This window comes from Streptomyces sp. NPDC045899, assembly GCF_056431485.1.
The window spans coordinates 1-16213 of sequence record NZ_JBWKKP010000006.1 but is presented as its reverse complement, the minus strand read 5'-3'; the positions used below and the strand labels follow the sequence as shown (position 1 = coordinate 16213).

16 protein-coding genes and 3 pseudogenes are annotated in these 16213 nt (G+C 69.7%); 5 read left to right on the top strand and 14 right to left on the bottom strand.

Features of this window, described 5'->3' with window-relative positions; genetic code table 11:
• Nucleotides 1–29 precede the first annotated feature (29 nt).
• Together AC07FT_RS10795 and AC07FT_RS10790 are read left to right on the top strand one after the other, a co-directional pair.
• Nucleotides 30–722, top strand: coding sequence for an ABC transporter ATP-binding protein (locus AC07FT_RS10795; RefSeq protein ID WP_479175718.1), 693 nt, complete (start codon nucleotides 30–32; stop codon nucleotides 720–722).
• Nucleotides 719–3025: pseudogene (locus AC07FT_RS10790) on the top strand (FtsX-like permease family protein); the annotation flags it as partial. The gene AC07FT_RS10795 and the pseudogene AC07FT_RS10790, both read left to right, overlap by 4 nt.
• Here the strand turns inward: AC07FT_RS10790 and AC07FT_RS10785 are convergent.
• A complete protein-coding gene (locus AC07FT_RS10785; protein ID WP_479176194.1) occupies nucleotides 2952–4043 on the bottom strand; it encodes a MerR family transcriptional regulator in 1092 nt (363 codons plus the stop codon). The pseudogene AC07FT_RS10790 and the gene AC07FT_RS10785 sit on opposite strands and share 74 nt — an antisense overlap.
• Before the next feature lie 203 nt (nucleotides 4044–4246).
• Here AC07FT_RS10785 and AC07FT_RS10780 point away from each other — a divergent pair, with 203 nt between their 5' ends.
• A complete protein-coding gene (locus AC07FT_RS10780) occupies nucleotides 4247–4591 on the top strand; it encodes a hypothetical protein (protein WP_479175716.1) in 345 nt (114 codons plus the stop codon).
• Between the two features lie 146 nt (nucleotides 4592–4737).
• On the opposite strand, the gene AC07FT_RS10775 is transcribed toward AC07FT_RS10780, so the two are convergent.
• The 3 genes and pseudogenes from AC07FT_RS10775 to AC07FT_RS10765 form a co-directional block, all read right to left on the bottom strand.
• The gene (locus AC07FT_RS10775; RefSeq protein ID WP_479175714.1) at nucleotides 4738–5847 is read right to left on the bottom strand and encodes a helix-turn-helix domain-containing protein; all 1110 of its coding nucleotides are present in this window, start codon (nucleotides 5845–5847) and stop codon (nucleotides 4738–4740) included.
• 7 nt (nucleotides 5848–5854) lie between these two features.
• On the bottom strand, nucleotides 5855–6016 hold the full coding sequence (locus AC07FT_RS10770; RefSeq protein WP_471197077.1) for a hypothetical protein: 162 nt from the start codon (nucleotides 6014–6016) through the stop codon (nucleotides 5855–5857).
• 551 nt (nucleotides 6017–6567) lie between these two features.
• Nucleotides 6568–6768, bottom strand: a pseudogene (locus tag AC07FT_RS10765) (MarR family winged helix-turn-helix transcriptional regulator); the annotation flags it as partial.
• A 51-nt stretch (nucleotides 6769–6819) separates the two neighbouring features.
• Here AC07FT_RS10765 and AC07FT_RS10760 point away from each other — a divergent pair.
• A pseudogene (locus tag AC07FT_RS10760) lies at nucleotides 6820–7113 on the top strand (VOC family protein); the annotation flags it as partial.
• 104 nt (nucleotides 7114–7217) lie between these two features.
• Here AC07FT_RS10760 and AC07FT_RS10755 read toward each other — a convergent pair.
• Complete coding sequence (locus tag AC07FT_RS10755) at nucleotides 7218–7823, bottom strand: dihydrofolate reductase family protein (protein ID WP_479175712.1); 606 nt, start codon at nucleotides 7821–7823, stop codon at nucleotides 7218–7220.
• Between the two features lie 93 nt (nucleotides 7824–7916).
• The gene (locus AC07FT_RS10750) at nucleotides 7917–8534 is read right to left on the bottom strand and encodes a helix-turn-helix domain-containing protein (RefSeq protein ID WP_479175711.1); all 618 of its coding nucleotides are present in this window, start codon (nucleotides 8532–8534) and stop codon (nucleotides 7917–7919) included.
• A 146-nt stretch (nucleotides 8535–8680) separates the two neighbouring features.
• Here AC07FT_RS10750 and AC07FT_RS10745 point away from each other — a divergent pair, with 146 nt between their 5' ends.
• Complete coding sequence (locus AC07FT_RS10745) at nucleotides 8681–9667, top strand: alpha/beta fold hydrolase (protein WP_479175709.1); 987 nt, start codon at nucleotides 8681–8683, stop codon at nucleotides 9665–9667.
• A gap of 197 nt (nucleotides 9668–9864) precedes the next feature.
• On the opposite strand, the gene tpg is transcribed toward AC07FT_RS10745, so the two are convergent.
• The 8 genes from tpg to AC07FT_RS10705 all read right to left on the bottom strand — a co-directional run.
• Complete coding sequence (gene tpg / locus AC07FT_RS10740; RefSeq protein ID WP_479175707.1) at nucleotides 9865–10422, bottom strand: telomere-protecting terminal protein Tpg; 558 nt, start codon at nucleotides 10420–10422, stop codon at nucleotides 9865–9867.
• 27 nt (nucleotides 10423–10449) lie between these two features.
• The gene (gene tap, locus AC07FT_RS10735; RefSeq protein ID WP_479175705.1) at nucleotides 10450–12690 is read right to left on the bottom strand and encodes a telomere-associated protein Tap; all 2241 of its coding nucleotides are present in this window, start codon (nucleotides 12688–12690) and stop codon (nucleotides 10450–10452) included.
• Between the two features lie 213 nt (nucleotides 12691–12903).
• Complete coding sequence (locus tag AC07FT_RS10730; RefSeq protein WP_479175703.1) at nucleotides 12904–13245, bottom strand: peptidase inhibitor family I36 protein; 342 nt, start codon at nucleotides 13243–13245, stop codon at nucleotides 12904–12906.
• Between the two features lie 195 nt (nucleotides 13246–13440).
• Nucleotides 13441–14433, bottom strand: coding sequence for a helix-turn-helix domain-containing protein (locus AC07FT_RS10725; RefSeq protein ID WP_479175702.1), 993 nt, complete (start codon nucleotides 14431–14433; stop codon nucleotides 13441–13443).
• Nucleotides 14434–14599: 166 nt separating this feature from the next.
• The gene (locus AC07FT_RS10720) at nucleotides 14600–14986 is read right to left on the bottom strand and encodes a hypothetical protein (protein ID WP_479175700.1); all 387 of its coding nucleotides are present in this window, start codon (nucleotides 14984–14986) and stop codon (nucleotides 14600–14602) included.
• Nucleotides 14987–15038: 52 nt separating this feature from the next.
• Nucleotides 15039–15314 (bottom strand): DUF4190 domain-containing protein, encoded by a 276-nt coding sequence (locus tag AC07FT_RS10715; RefSeq protein WP_479175698.1) that lies wholly within the window; start codon nucleotides 15312–15314, stop codon nucleotides 15039–15041.
• 2 nt (nucleotides 15315–15316) lie between these two features.
• Nucleotides 15317–15526, bottom strand: coding sequence for a hypothetical protein (locus tag AC07FT_RS10710; protein WP_471197102.1), 210 nt, complete (start codon nucleotides 15524–15526; stop codon nucleotides 15317–15319).
• Between the two features lie 155 nt (nucleotides 15527–15681).
• Nucleotides 15682–16213 (bottom strand): ATP-dependent endonuclease (locus AC07FT_RS10705; RefSeq protein ID WP_479175696.1); only part of this gene is annotated, 532 nt, incomplete at its 5' end.

The following is a 16213-nucleotide window of genomic DNA, read 5'->3' as shown; positions in this document are numbered from 1 at the left end:
CCCCGCGACCGTAAGGACGGACAACCCGTATGAACCACGTGATCGAACTCGAGGGTGTGGCGAAGCGCTATGACAGCGCCCGCGCGCCGGTGCTCGGACCGCTCACACTCGGCGTCGCCAGGGGTGAGGCCCTTGCCGTGACGGGTCCTTCCGGCAGCGGCAAGTCCACGCTGCTGAACCTTGTCGCGGGCCTGGACAAACCGACCGACGGCGCCGTGACCGTGGCCGGACGACGGATCGACCAGCTGAGCGAGCACGCCCTGGCCAGGTTCCGTCGCGCGCACATCGGCATGGCCTTCCAGTTCTTCAACCTCCTCGACGACCTCACCGTCACCGACAACATCCAGCTCCCGGCCCAGCTGACCGGGACCGGTCGGCGCGCGGCCGCGGCCCGCGCGGATGAGCTCATGGAGATGCTGGGCATCCGGAAGCACGCCCGCGCCTATCCGGGCCGGCTCTCCGGAGGGGAACGCCAACGTGTCGGATTCGCCCGGGCGTTGATCAACCGGCCCGCGCTGCTGCTCGCCGACGAGCCCACCGGCGCGCTCGACACCGCATCGGGCCACGACGTCCGCGACCTGCTCATGGACCTGCACCGCGGGGGCCAGACCCTCGTGCTGGTGACGCACGACCTGGCACTGGCAGAGGCGTGCGCGAGCCGCACGATTCACCTGATTGACGGACACCTCGCCCTCGACTCGTGCGCGCAGGCCGTCCGATGAGCCTGTTCGGTAACCGCGCACTGGGCCGGGTCGTACGCTCCGGGGTGGGCCGACGGCGGGTGCAGACCGTGGTGATCGCCGTGGCCACGATGATGGCCGTGGCCTCCGCCGTGGTCGCCGGGTCGCTGATGGTCGCCTCATCCGCGCCCTTCGACCACGCCTTCGCGCGGCAGCAGGGCGCGCATATCACCGCACAGTTCGATCCGGCCGAGGCGAGTACGGCGCGGCTGGCGCGGACCGGAAAGCTGGACGGTGTCACCGCGAGCGCGGGACCGTACCCCTCCACGGCGCTCCGGCCGGTGGATCGGACCGGGGTGCCACTGTCGACGCTGACCCTGGTCGGGCGCCCCGGTCCGGACGGAGACGTGGACCGCGTGGAGCTGACGTCGGGCCGGTGGCCGCGGCAGCCGGGCGAGATCGTGCTCGGCGAGTCGTTCGAAGGGCCAGGCGTCGAGGTCGGCTCCGTCCTCAGGACTTCGGACTCGGCGAACGCCCCGGCTCTTTCGGTCGTCGGCTTCGCCGCGTCGGCCAGCAGGACCGCCGACGCCTGGGCGACACCGGCACAGGTCGACGCGCTGGCGTCGCAGGGCCACCACATCACGCGTCAGATGCTCTACCGCTTCGACTCCGCGGACACGAAGGAGCGGATCCTCACCGAGCGGGCGAGGCTCGCCGACTCCGTGGGGTCCGGGGCACTGCTGGGTACGCAGTCCTGGCTGGACACCAAGCGCGCCACGGATCAAGGCGCGGCGGCAACCGCCCCGTTCGTGATGGCCTTCGGGTTGCTCGGCATCGTGATGTCGGTGGTCATCGTCAGCAGTGTGATCAGTGGTGCGGTCGGTACCGGTCTGCGCAGGATCGGCATCCTCAAGGCCATCGGCTTCACGCCACGCGAGGTCGTCCGTGCCTACATGGCCCAGGCGATGATTCCGGCCGGCGTCGGTATCGCCGTGGGCGTCCCGCTGGGCAACCTACTGGCCGTGCCGCTGCTGGCGGACACGGAGTCGGTGTACGGCACCGCCTCCCTTTCGGCGGCCTGGTGGGTGGACATCGCGGTACCGGCCGCCGCCTTGCTCGTCGTGGCACTCGCGGCGCTGGTTCCCGCACGCCGGGCCGGAAGGCTGCACACGGTCGAGGCCATGGCGGCCGGCCGGGCGCCGCGCGCGGGGCATGGACGGTGGGCCCACCGGGTAGTGGGCCGGCTGCCACTGCCACGGCCGGTGACCTACGGCCTCGCCACCCCCTTCACACATCCGGTCCGTGCTCTGGCGATGCTGATCGCGGTGGCGTCGGGAACACTCGCGGCGACCTTCGCGGTGGGGCTGACCTCGTCCCTGGGCGCCATCGGCTCCTCGCAGGATCCCGAGAGCCGTGCGGCGGTCACGGTGACGACCGTCAAGCCCCTCACCATGTCTCCCCCGCCGCCGCCTCCGGCGGGCGGCGTCGCGAGCCCGTCCCCGGTGAGCGGCAGCGCGGCCGGCACATCCAGGCCCAAGGCCGCCGACCCGGCGAAGGTACGGTCCGCCATCACCTCCGAGCCGGGCCTGGAGTCGTACTACGGCAAGCTGCAGACCGAGGTCACCGTGGCCGGGGTCTCCGGCTCGGTCCGGGCCAGCCTCTACGAAGGCGACGCACGCGCCGGAAGCTACGAGATGCTCTCCGGTCACTGGATCACCGGCAGAGGGCAAGTCGTGGTGCCCACCCGCTTCCTGGAACGAACCAGCACCACCATCGGTGACACGCTGCGGATCACCTACGGGAAGGAGACCGTGGATCTGCGGATCGTGGGTGAGTCCTTCGACACCTCGGGCAATGAGCTGGAGATCCACGCCGACATGGCCGACTTCCCATCGGCCGAGCCCAGTACGTTCCTCGTCGAGGTGAAGCGTGGTGTCCCGGCCGAGGAGTACGCCCACAAGCTCGCGGCGGCGGTGCGGCCGCTGGGCGGCGACGCCACGACCGTCCCCCCGGCGGAACAGGAGGGGGTCATCCTCATCATGGACGCGATGGCGGTGCTGCTCACCCTCATGCTGATCTGCGTGGCCGGCCTCGGCGTACTCAACTCCGTCCTCCTCGACACCCGAGAACGTGTCCACGCCCTGGGCGTCTGCAAAGCGATCGGGATGACACCGCGGCAGACCGTGAGCCTCGTACTCGCCTCGGTGAGCGCGATCGGCATGATCGGCGGACTGTTGGGCGTCCCGGCGGGGTGCGCGCTGCACGGTCTCGTCATGCCCGTGATGGGGCGCGCCGTGGGCACCGGCCTGCCGTCACCGGTCCTCGATGTGTACACGCCGGTCCAGCTGCTCCTGCTGGGTCTGGGAGGCGTCGTGCTCGCGATGCTGGGCGCGCTGATCCCGGCCGGCTGGGCGGCCAGGACCCGTACGGCAACAGCACTGCGCACCGAGTGATCCCAGGCGGATCGCACGCCGTCCGGTCGTACGCTCCCGGTCGGCGCCAGTACGCCTCGAACAGGCCGTCGGCGCAGTCCCAGGGGATGGGTACCGGCTCAGCGCGGGCGCCGATCGCGTCGGCCATCCCGGCGAGCGAGGGAAATCCCGCGAGCACGGCGGTGAACTCGGGCAGGTAGTCGCGGGTGAGCCAGAACCGGTCCTGCCATCCGGGCTCGTCGGTGTCGAAGGTGAGCACCACCACGCGGCGGGCCACGCGCCGCATCTCGCGCAGCCCCGCTATCGGGTCCCGCCAGTGGTGAACGGTGGAGACGGCCATCGCGACGTCGAAGGAGCCGTCCTCGAACGGCAGCCTCTCCGCGGCGGCGGCCACGCACGGCGCCGAGCCGGCGGGCCGCTGCCCCCGCATGACCGCCGATGGCTCCACCGCGGTGACGTCGCGATCAGCGGGCTCGTAGGAGCCGGTACCGGCACCGACGTTCAGCACCGTTCTCGCGTCTCCGAGCGCGTCCCAGATCTGCGCGGCGATCCGCGGCTCGGTGCACCGTGTCGCGGGGTACGCGCCGCCGATCGCGTCGTACAGCCGTGCACCGAGCATCTCCAGTTGCTCCTCGGGGGCCACCTTCAGTCCCTTCGCCCGCGCCTCGAGTTCCCGGTCGATGGACGCCACCATGGCGTCGGCGCGATCACGCTGCTCCAGCAGCAGGCCGCGCAGCCGGCGCAGGTGTGCGACCGTGTCGGCGGACGGGTCGCCGACCAGTTCCGCGATCTCCCGCAGCCGCTCCACGTCGTGCGCCGAATACGCCCGGTACCCGGCCGCGGTCCGTGCGGACGGCCGAACCAGCTCGATCTCGTCATAGTGATGCAGCGTGCGGACGCTCACGCCGGCCAGCTCGGCCACCCGCCCCACAGTCCAGTGATCCTCCACGGCACCGACTATGCGGCCTGACGCCACGTGAGGGTCAAGAGACTCACGCACGGCGGCAGGCCCCGAACGCGAAGCAGCGGTCCGAGGCGGCTCCTTCGAAATCTCTGATCCAGCGTTGAGCGGACCGTTCGCCTCGACAAGAGTACGGATGAGGCAATCGCCCGTAAAACAGATGGGATGAGAACATGCGGAAATTCGCTTCAGGCATCGCCACGGCGGCCCTGGCAGGTACGGCGCTCCTGGGCGTCGGCCAGGCTCACGCGGCCTCCGCGCCGACTGCCCCCGCGGCGGCCGCCGCCCCCGCGCCGAGCTGTGTCAAGGGCACGGGAGAGGTCGTCTTCTTCCGGTTCGTGACCGTCTGGATGACCAACAACTGCACGACCACGCAGCGGGTCAAGCCGACGTGGAACCTCGAGATGGATCCGGCACCCGACTGTTACGAGCTCCAGCCCGGTCAGGAGGCGAAGTTCAAACGGGACAAGCCGTTCATGGGCACCAACTGGAAGTTCCAGGGCCTCGTCAGCTGCTGATGCCTCTGCGTCCCTGATCGACCACCCCGTTTCGGCGGCTTCCGGCCCGTGCCCTCATGGGCCGGAAGCCGCCCTCCCCATGTGCGGCCCCCGGAGCGGCCGCACCGGATCTGTCGATCACCCCGACGAGGTCTGAGGTGAGGTAGTCAGAAGCCCGGCCAGTGGGACCAGTCCTGTCGCGGCTTCCTGCGGAACAAGTGCTCAACGGCACGGCCTATCCGTCCACGGGAGGCCGATGGCATGGCGCTCTTCACCGGACGGTGCTCCGTGGTCTCCGGGAGCGAGGCTCCGACGGTTGCGGGGCGGCTGGGCGGCACTTCCCGGGGCAGCAGCGTGATGAGTCCGATCGTGCGGTTGCCGGGCGGCATGTGCGACGGGTGCGACCGAGGTGAGAGGGTGAAGCGGTGCGGTGTCCTGATGGGCAGGCCGGAGCGGGTGAACCCGGCCACGGGGCGCGCGGGCTGGGGGCCCTGCAGGGCATCCGGCCCGGTGAGGAGCACGGTCTCCAGGAGAACCTGGCCCCGGAGGAAGTCGAGATGCGCGGTGCTGGTGTCGGGCGGCGGTTGGTGCCCGTTGACTTCTTCGGCCGGCGGGGTGTCCACCACTTTGATCGTGACAGCCACGGACGGCTTTCGGACCGTCGTGTCCGCGAGGCGGTCCCATACCTGTTGCCAGCGCCGTACATTGCCCGGGGAGACGTTCAGGGCTTCCATGAACGCCGTGAGGTGGGCGCGTGAGGGAACTGCCTCACCTCGGAGGATGACACTGAGGCTGCTCTTGGGCAGTCGGTGCCGCCGGCCGTCGGAGGTTCGCCCCGCCGCTGCCTGTAGGTCACCGAGGGACGGCTGCCCCTCTCTGGCCCGCATCTCCACCATGACGTCGTGTAGCTTGCCGAAGCTGTCGATGAGGTCGGGGTGGGTCATCACCGAGCGGAGTGACACGGCCAAGTCCCGGAACTCCGGAGAGATTCCCGCGCGGCGTCGACGTTCTTCTTCAGCCCTGCGGGCGGCCTTCCACAGGCGCGTCCCTTCTTCGGTGTCCGCGTCGCAGGCCGTCGCGTACGCCAGCATCAGGCGGCGGGACGGAATCCTGCCACTGGCGCCGCGCGAGAGTGCCGACGCGGTGAACTGGTATCCAGTCAGTCTGGCCATTGCCGCATAGGTGACACCTCGGCGCTCGCGCTGAGCACGTAGCCACAGCGCGAGCGCTTCGGACTGCCGGGTGTCGGCGGCAACGGCGTTCTCACGCCGCCCCATGGGACTGTCAGACAGCCTCGGACGGCGGCACTTCCGCCGTGCGCACGGCCTTGATGGACCGGCAGGCGACGTAGAGAGATCCGGCGATGAACTCAAGGACACCGAAGACCGGCATCCCTGAGACCGCGAGAGCCGCTGCCACCACGACAACCACGACCACGACCATCATTTCCGTCGTCGTCAGAGCTCCCTGTGAGAGGCCGTGCCCGGGACCCAGTGGAGAGGGGAACAAACGCATGCTGGTTACCTGCCTGACGTCATGTCACGCTCTTTACAGACGCGACCATTTGGCTGCACCGTGAACTGTCGGCGGCGACTTCCAGGTCTGCCCGCCAACGGCGTTGATCCTCTCATCGGCGGCCTGACCATCACAATGAGTCGCCCCCGGGACGGGATCGTTGATGCATGCTCGTCCAGGCGTTCAGTGCCATGAGATCGCGAATGGGTGGACATGGAGAACCCCGGCCATCCGAAAGCCGCAGATCAGAGCGGACGAAGCCGCTATTTTCATTCATTTTCGTCCAGGTGCCATTGCCGAAGTGGGGCATCGGATGCCATGGTCCCTGCAACGCCGCCTCCGGCACTCGCTGCCGAGGCCCCCTGGCGTCATGGCTGCACCATGAAACAGGGCCCGGGCCCACCGCGTTCCAGCGCGGCGCCCACGAGGGGCGCATCCCTGCGCGGATGCGCCCCTTCCACACGTCCAGCCAGCCAGGCCTCAGCCCTCTGCGAGACGGCGGTGGCGGGGCGGGTGAGCAGTCCCGCTTCCTGCAGGCCCCGGAGGACGACGTTGCCGGACTGCCGGGTGACGAAGGTCGCGCGGGCGAGGTCGGCGTTCGACATGCCCGGGTGCAACGCCAGCAGTTCGAGGGTGGCGTATCGCGGCACGGTCATCCCGTGCTCGCGCAGAACCTTGTCCATGGCGCCGGACAGGGCCGCCTGGGCGCGTTTGAGCAGATATCCCACGTGGGTGAGCAGCACCTGGGTCTGCGCCGAGCCGCGGTCTCGCCGCCGCACGCTGTCGTGTTCGACACCGAGCCGATCCCGTTCGCCGTCCGCGCGCTCCTGCCGGGCGTCAGCCTCGCCGACGCCGCACGACCGGGCCTCGGCGTGGCGCTCTGGTTCCGAATCCCCGACGCCCATCAGCTGTACGAGCAGCTCGTTGCCGCGGGTATCAAGATCCTCCCACCGGTGACGGGCAGCCCCTTCGGGCCGATGTTCTCCTTCGAGGGTCCGGAGGGTTACACGCTCACCGTGCATGGAGGCCGATCACTGGCCAACGGGAACACTCAGTCGCGGAGACCGCGGCCTGGGAGGACGTACGTGGGCTGACCTGCGGCAGCCGTTCAGACCGAGCGGATGGGGCCCCGTCACGCAGGGACGCGGAGCGGCGGGTGCTCAAGCACCCGGGGCTTGTACTCGACCAGCTGGATGCGGCCGTCGAACGTGCGGTGCTCGATCATCTCGAGGGCAACGTCCGGATAGCCGTCGTAGATGCGTTCCTCGCCCGTGGCCCCGGTGATCACCGGGAACATCACGACCCGGAAACGGTCGACAAGTCCGGCTCGTAGCAGGGACCGGCACAGGGTGAGGCTGCCGATCGTGCTGAGGAGCCCCGAGCCACTCGACTTCATGGCACGGACCGCTTCGACGGCGTCGCCGCGGACGAGCCTGGAGTTGGCCCACGCCAGTGGCTCCTTGAGCGAGGAGGAGAACACCACCTTGGGTGCTTGCGTGAGCTCGTCGACGGACGCCTCTTCCTCGGGCCTGAACTCGTCTTGGCCGCTCGGGACCTCGCCTGCGGCGAAGCCCGACATCAGGCGGTAGGTGTTCGCTCCCATCAGGAGGGTGGCCTCGGGCTGCTCGCCGAGCCATGCGAGGTACTCCGGGCCTTCGAGACCCCAGAACCCGGGCCATCCCTCTCCCGATGCGTAGCCGTCGAGGGAGGTGATGAAGTCGACGAGAAGCTCCGACATGGCCGTGTCCTTTCCTAGGGTGTCACGAGCTTGGACCGGCCGGGAGCCACAAACTCATCGGCCGCGAGAAAACGCCCCGGCCCACCTGTCACATCAGCCGGGCCAAGCACCGCGACCAGCGGCTGGAGGGGTGCGCAGCCGCAGACGTTCTCCTTGAGGCCCGAACATGATCAGATACTCGACCGGTCCGGTGGATCCGGCGTTGGCGACTCCGTGGGGGATGCGGGTGTCGAACTCGACGACGTCCCCGGCGGTCAGGATGAGATCCTGGTTGCCGAGTGCGATCCACAACCGCCCGTACAGGACGCACAGCCACTCGTAGCCGCCGTGGGACACCTGGCGCGGCCGCCCAGGCTGCTCCGCGACGGCAGGCAGCACGTGCTTGTGGGCGTGCAGGCCACCGACGTACTGAGTCAGCGGCAACACCGCCTTGTCGTCGCCGAAGCTGTGCGGCGCCGCGCTGCGGGGCTCGGCCGCAGGAGCGGGTGCGGTGCCGACGAGCTCGTCCAGGGCGACTCCGTATTCCTTCGCCAGCTGCAGCACCACCTCCAGGGTGGGCTTGCGGCGGCCGGTCTCGATCCGCGACAGCGTACTGGGCGAGATGCCGGTAGCGCAGCTGACAGCGGCGAGGGTGACGCCACGGCGCTCGCGCACCACCCGCAGCCGCGGTCCCATCGCCGCCAGCGTCTGGGTCACGTCGTCACCTGCCATCGTCCCCGTTCCTTCCCCGCCGTGCCGTTTCACCATCCTGTCCTGCAATCTTGCCAGAATGGCAACGTCGATCGCGCCGAGTGGTCGCAGCGCCGCATGATCGATGGGTTCCCGCCGGCTGCCCACGAACCGAGGAGAAGTCCCCCATGCGATCTGAGCCGACCGCCGCACTTCACCACCGCACAGTCCAGGGCCCAGCCGGGCGCCTGCACCTGGTAGAGCAGGGCACCGGCCCGTTGATCCTGCTGGTGCACGGCTTCCCCGAGTCCTGGTACTCCTGGCGCCACCAGCTCCCGCTCCTCGCCGCTGCCGGGTACCGGGCAGTGGCGATCGACGTGCGCGGCTACGGCCGCTCCTCCAAGCCCGCCGCAACCGACGCCTACCGAATGCTCGACCTGGTGGAGGACAACGTCGCCGTCGTGCGCGCCCTCGGCGAGGAGAGCGCGGTGATCGTCGGCCACGACTGGGGCTCCAACATCGCCGCCGCCTCCGCCCTGATCCACCCGGGAGTCTTCCGCGCGGTCGGCTTGCTGAGCGTCCCCTACGCGCCGCCCGGCGGCCCCCGCCCCACCGACATCTTCGGCCAGATAGGCGGCCCCGAGCAGGAGTTCTACGTCTCCTATTTCCAGGAGCCCGGCCGTGCCGAGGCGGAGATCGAGCCCCGCGTCCGGAGCTGGCTCGCCGGCTTCTACGCGGCCCTGTCCGCCGACACCATGCCCGCCGAGAACGAGCCCGACCCGCACTTCGTGGCCGTGGGCTGTCAGCTACGCGACCGTTTCCCTGCCGGCCCGCTCCCGGCATGGTTGAGCGAGGAGGACCTCGACGTCTACGCCGGGGAGTTCGAGCGCACCGGTCTGACCGGCGCCCTCAACCGCTACCGCAACATGGACCGCGACTGGGAAGACCTCGCCCCGCACCACGGAGCCCCGATCAAGCAGCCATCCCTGTTCATCGGCGGTGCCCTGGACGCCTCCACCACCTGGATGTCCGACGCCATCGACGCCTACCCCACCACCCTCCCCCATCTGTCGGCCTCCCACCTCCTGGAAGGCGGCGGCCACTGGATCCAGCAGGAACGCCCAGACGAGGTCAACCGACTGCTGACCGACTGGCTCGCCACGCTTCAGAGCTGAACCAGACGGGCCATCCGAGCAGCCCGGCGGTGCTTTTCGGGTGGCCGCGCCGAGGCGGTGCATGCCGGTCTGCTCGGTTATGCCGAGCAGTCGCACCGCACGCACTCCACGACGCCGGTGACAACAAGCGTGCCCATGTGACCACTGCCGTGCGTCAACTCACAGACACACACGGCGAACAGCTCGCAGCAGCCTGCTCACAGATCGAACTCCACATGTTCGAGGTCGGTGAACTCCACCTCGAGGCCATGGGCGCGGCGGCCGTTGTCGCGGAAGTACGTCTCGCCGAGGGCTTCGGCGGCGATGTCGCGGAGCTGTTGTTCGTTCGCCCCCTGATCCTGGGCGTCGAAGAGGCGGGCGGCGTGGTGGGGTGGGAGGGCGAGGGTGAGGTGGCGCAGGCGGGCGTCGTCGGTGCTGCCGGGGGCGGCGGTGTAGCCGAAGCGGGCGCGGGTGTCGATGACGATGCCGTCGGTGGTGGCGGCGGTCTGTTTGGCCTTGGCTCGGATCTGGGGTTGCCAGCGTTTCCTCACCTCCCGTTCCATCCGGGTGGCGAGGTCGGCGCGGGGCAGTTTGATCTGGTTCTTCACATAGCGTTCGACGGTGCGCTGGGTGATACCGAGCAGTTCGGCGACGCGTCTGGTGCTGCCCTTGTGCTGTTTGACCAGGTAGCGCATCTGGGCGCCGGCGCTCTTGGGGATGGGGCGGGTGAAGGCGCCCTGCACCGCCTTGTCGAGACCTTCCCCGACCGTGGCCATCAGCTCGCTCCCTCTGCTGTCCTCGTCCTACTGTCCGTCGTCCTTGGCGGTGACCTCGCCCGTCTTGATGTACCGGGCGAGATTGAGGACCTGGCCGTATTCCTCGCGTACGGCTTCGGACCACAGCACGCTCTGGGTGCCCTCGTGTTTGACCATGCCCGGGGAGACCCCGAGGCGGAAGCTGCCGGGCACCGTCTTGCCGTCGGCGTCGTAGGGCAGGAGGTCCAGGGGTGAGGGCCCGGTGGCGGCGTAGACAGCGCAGTCGGACAGGATCGCGACCGGGTACTGGCCGGTGGCCGCGGCCAGGGCGAGGATCTTGCGGTGCATGTTGACCCGGGCCCGGGAGATGACGGCGGCGCGGATGTCGGGGCGCCAGGTCGGCCGGGCCAGCGCGGGCCACGGCTGTCCGGGGCGCCATCCGCCACCGCGCGGGCGCTCCCGCAGTTTGCCGATGCCGCCCTTGACGGTGGCTTTGACGGCGTCCAGGACGATGGCCATCTCCGGGTCGCGCTGCTTGTGGCCTTCCATCGCCTCGAGGAAAGCGTGCGGCGGCAGCTTCTCCCCCACACCGAGGTCACCCATGGTGTCGACGTAGGCGTTGCGCAGCCGCTTGTACCAGCCGTCGAGGAACTTGCCCTTCTCCGGGCGCACCCAGGCTTCGAGCGGAGCCACGTCGTAGCCGAGCTCCACCGCGTACGCCACGGTCGGGGTGGCGTACCAGGCCCGGCCCGTCGGCCGTTCGCCGGTGGGGGTGAACGGGCTGGGCAGGAGTTCGGCGTCGAGGTGCTGCCACTGCTTGCCGACCAGGACGCGGGAGAGGTCGATGTGGGAGAGGTCGACCAGCCACGACCCCGGCAGCGCGGGGTCGAACCGGGGGTTGGTCACGTGGACCGGGGGGTGGGAGAGGCCGACGACCGCGCCATTGGCGGCCGCGCCGAAGGCGAGGTTGACGTCGATACCGACCAGGAACCGCTTCATGCACTCGGCGTCGGTCAGCTCCCGCGCCCAGTCGTACGCCTCCTCGAACAGCATCTCGTCGGGCCCCCGCTGGTGGAAGCGGGGCAGATCCGCCAGCAGCGGATGCCCATCGGGTGCCTCACACGGCGCGCAGTCCATCGCCTCCTCGCCCAGCGAACCGGGCCGGTGTTCCTTGTGCCGCCTGCCGCTCCCGTCCGGTTCACTCGCCCGTGTGGGCGGATTCAGCGCGGTCATCAGCTCCAGGCCGGTCACCGCGGTGGAGCCACGCGGTGTGATCACCCGCTGCGCGTACGCGCCCAACAGCCGGACCAGTTCCGCGGGCGGGAGCTGGGCAGCGGCACCCCACGTGCGTGTGTCCAGCGCGCCCCAGGACGGAAGGCACAGCTGAACGCACTGTCGCTGATGGGCCTTGGCCGGACGGTAGATCCGCGCCCACGGCCCGAACCCACGCCTGGTCAGCTTCCACTCGGCTCGCTCCAGCTGCCTGAGAACCTTGTGGCCCTCCGGGAGCCGTCCGGCCAGCCGCTCCGACTCCGACAACACGACCGGCAGCCCGTACCGCTCACACGCCGCCTCGGTGAACACCAGCAGCGGGTCGGCGTCCTTGCCGCAGCCGTGCAGCTTCACCGCGCCGAGTCGTGCCTCCTTCAGCGTCCACTCCACCAGGGCCGGGAGGGACTTGGCGGGCACGTCCAGGAGAAGACCGCCCACGCAGTACGCCACGACCTGTCCGTCCTGGCAGTCGACCACCGCCAGGGGCCCGTTCTCGAAACGGGGGTCGGGGGCGGCCGGGGGCGCGGTGGACTTCCGCGCGGTGGCGGACCGCGCGGCCGCGCGCCGCGTGGTCGACGTCTGCCGGGTGACCGTCGTCGGACGAGAGGGCGCCTGACGCGGCGGGGCGGCCCGGGGAGGAGCGGTCGCGGCCTCGACGTCGTCGCTTGGAGACAGATGGGCCGAGCGGGCGGGTTCCGCGCTCGGCGGAGCGACGGCCGGCCTCTCGGGCACCGGGGGCTGCGCCGCGGCGGTCCTCGTGGTGTCGACGGGGTAGAGCTCGGCGAGCTTGTTCAGGAGGCGTGCGTAGGCCTCGCGCTCCGGCGGACGCGGTTCGGTCTTCCCCGCCTCCCAGACACTCACCGTGGCCCGCCGCACCTTCAGCGCGCCGGCCACCTGGTCCAGCGTCAGTCCGTGCGCCTGGCGCAGACGCTTCCGCTCGCTCGGCGAGGGCAAGGGAGAGGCGGAGGCGACCAGCGCATCGACCGCCTCGAACAACCCGGTCTCGGACTCGGACATCGAAACACCTCCCACGCCGATCCTATCCCAGGGACCGCACACACTGCGAACACCTTCCGTACTGATGGCGAACATGTCCCGTACATGGGAGGGGCACCGCACGCCGTCGGCGGGCGAGACGGCGGGTGGAGCGTCGACGCGCGTCCCGCCGCCTCCGGCACCACGGGCGCGGCGCCGGAAGGGGCGGGACGGCGGTGAGCGGTGGCCGGACTGCTACTGCGGCCGGAAGGAGCGGATCTGATACGTGCCCGCCAGGTTCCCGCCCGTGCCGGCCGCGGTGGAACCGATGCGGTTCTGATAGGACACGCCCGTGTAGTACTGCTTGCGGTGCCCCGTGCTGTTGGCCACGGACAGGACATTCCGACCAGCCCGGATGAAGCCGCAGCCAACCGTGTCCGGACGGCTGGCTGTTGCCCAGACACAGCGTTCCCCGGTGTAGTCGGGGCCGCTGAAGATGCAGAAGTACCCCGTATCGCAATTGGGGGCGGCCGGCGCGGGTGCCGCGGCGGCCGGGAGCGCCAGGCCGATTGCCGCCAGGCCCGAGGCGGAGACCATGGCCAGGGTGGTCAGAGAGCGACGCGTACGGGCTCCCCTCCCCGTCGTCTTCCAAGTACCCACGTCTGTGCTTCCCTTCGGTCGGGAACGGAAGGCGCGGGCCACAGCACCGTGCCTTCCGTCCTCTCGGTCCCCCGTGTTCGCCCTCACATCGTGGCGCGCCCGGTCGGCGGCGAGTTGGTGATGCGTGCGGAGTTATTTGTCGCTGGACGCGATCCGCCGGCCATCCGGCGGAGTGCGCAGCGCGGCCCTCCGGAGCTCGCTGGGCGCCATGCCGTACGCGGCCCGGAAGGCGCGGCTGAAGTCCGGGAGACGCAGAAATCCCCACCGGGCGGCGATGGCGGTGATCGAGCGCCGCCGCAGACGGAGGTCGGTGAGGTCGGCATGGCAGCGTTCCAGGCGGCGTCGGCGTATCGAGGCCGCCACCGTCTCGCCCTGTTGCCGGAAGAGCGTGTGCAGGGAGCGCACGGAGATGTGATGGTGCGCCGCGACATCCGACGGACTCAGGTCCGGATCACCGAGGTTGTGGTCGATGAAGGCGTTGACGCGGGCCAGCATGGCCTGCTGACGGGTCTCGGCCGGAAGGTCGTCATAGGCTCCGAGGTACTGGGCCAGACAGGCGCCCGACAGATCGCGCGCCATCATCCCTAATCGGCTCAGATCACACGGGTCGCACTCCGGGCCGTAGGCGTCCAGTGTGGTCATGAACCGGGAGAGAATCGCTCCCATGCCGGTGCTCGTCGACAACGGCTGGGCGAGGAGGCAGTGGACCTTGTCCGAGGGGAGTGGCAGTTCCTCACGCGGCAACTGCACGATGACCACCTGGGTATGGAGGCCGTGGTCAGGCACCGCGCCCTCGAACGGGTACGAGAGGTCGAAGAGCACCATGTCGCCTATCACCAGCCCGGAATCCTGGCGCCGTTGGCTGATCCACAGAGGTGTGCCGGAGACGAAGGTCAGCTGGTAGGTGTCCGGGTCGGCCCGCCGGATGTCCGCCCAGGTGCGCCTCAGATACGCGGGCGGGCTGTTGAACGCGGCCACCCGTACCGGGCCGAGGTCCAGCACCGAGGCCCACGCGGGGAAGCCCACATCGTTCGCACTGGTGAGGGTGAGTGGTGCCAGCTCACGGGAGATCAGCTCGCCCCAGAAGGGCAACTGCTCCTTCGCGGGCAGATCCTCGTTCGACACTTTCGACCACATGGCACACCCCCGGAATCGCGGTACCGACGACCGTGTACGGACTCCTTCCATGCCCGGCCGGGGACTACGACAAGCGGCGGCCAACAGCGCTCACGAGCAGAACTCGAGCTTCAGCGACGGCCGATGACCCCGACCCGGCCGGCGGCGCCGGCGGTCAGGCACCGCGGAGGGCGACCACCTCGTCGAAGACGCTCCATCCGTCCAGCTCCTCGACCACGGGGTCGTCGGCGCACCAGCCCTGGTTCACGGCCAGGTCGAGGAAGGCCCTGACGGTACCCGGTTCGTGCAGGTTCAGGGTTCTCCCGAGGTCCGTGCCGACGGCTCCCGACGGCATGAGGTACCCGTCCGGGACGAGTCGGTCGGGACCTCCGCGGAAGACGATGTGAAGGCGCCCCCGCGCTGGGAACGCACGGACGATGAGGGTTTCACGGCAGCCTTCGTAGCGGCCGTTGCCCAGCGCGCTGTGGGTGTGGCTCAGCGACCAGAGGAACGTCTCCCCTCCGACCACCAGGCGCCGTGCCTTCTTCTCGCTGCGAGCCATACGCCCGATGCTAACGACAGCGATGGCATCACCACCCTGCGCGGCCGCGGTGTCAGCCGCCGAAGATCGACCACGATGTCGTACCGTGCACGGCCATCAGGACGGCGAGGACGACCAGATCGGCGATGCCCAGTCCGAGGCCGAGCAGCGCACGGAAGCGGCGTGGAGTGTTCCGCCGCAGGGCCATGGTGGCCAGGGTGATCGCGATGGGTCCGAGGACCAGGTTGAGGACGAGCAGCCCGATGAGTCCGAGGACGAAGGAGGCCACCGCCATGCCTTCGGTGTCCCGCCGACCGGTACGGCGTGCGGGTTGCGCGGTGAGATGCATCGTCAGACCTTCCTCGCGCGGTTGCGGCGTCGTCGTTCGCGCCCCGCGAAGACGACGAGCCAGAGGGCGATCAGCGAGCCGATCAATACGGTGACCGGCCACGGGATATAGGCGGCCGTCCCCAGGACGATCGCCAGCAGGAGCAGGCTCACGATGAGGAAGAGCACGGTCACCTCCCCGCGCCGTACGTACGGACGTTGGGCGTCGGCCACGTCTCCCAGACCTTGGGCAACCTCTTCGTCAACGGCTTCATGGCATCGCGGGTAACCCGTCAGCGGGTCTTCACACGGCCTGTTCCCCCAGGAGTTACTCGCGAGTTGTCCATGAGTTCGAGAGCGGAGGGGGATCACCGGCCTCATCCCGCGGGTCAGAGACCGTCGAGCAGACCGACGAGCGGGGCGGGCACCTCGTCGGGGTGGAGGGCCTCCACGAGGACACGACCGTAGTGGATCTTGCGTCCCTTTTTCGTGCCGAAGAAGCGCCGCAACCGCTGCTGATCGGTGCGGTCCCGCTGTGCGGGCTGGTGCAGGAAGGTGCGCAGGGCGCGCTGATCGCCTTCCGCCCGGAGGAGCTCCTCCACCCGGGCCACGCCCAGCGCCCGGATGAGCTCGTCCTCCAGGTCCGCCGCACAGACGAAGAACGCGTGCTGCGCCGTACCGGCCCGCTCCAGACCGCGGGCGTAGTAGCCACGTTCCCCCTCGTCGCAGAGTCCGGTGAGGCGGAGACCCAGACCGGGTGGCCCGAGGAGCCGGGCGAAGCGCCCGATGTTCATCGCACCACCCATCGGCAGCACGCACACTCCTTGGCCCTGTTCTCGTATAGCTACGGCCAGGTGGCGTGTAGCGCTGAGTGACGGCCCGGGGCTGTCGTTTCCCTCCTTCGATCGTCTCGTTGAGCTG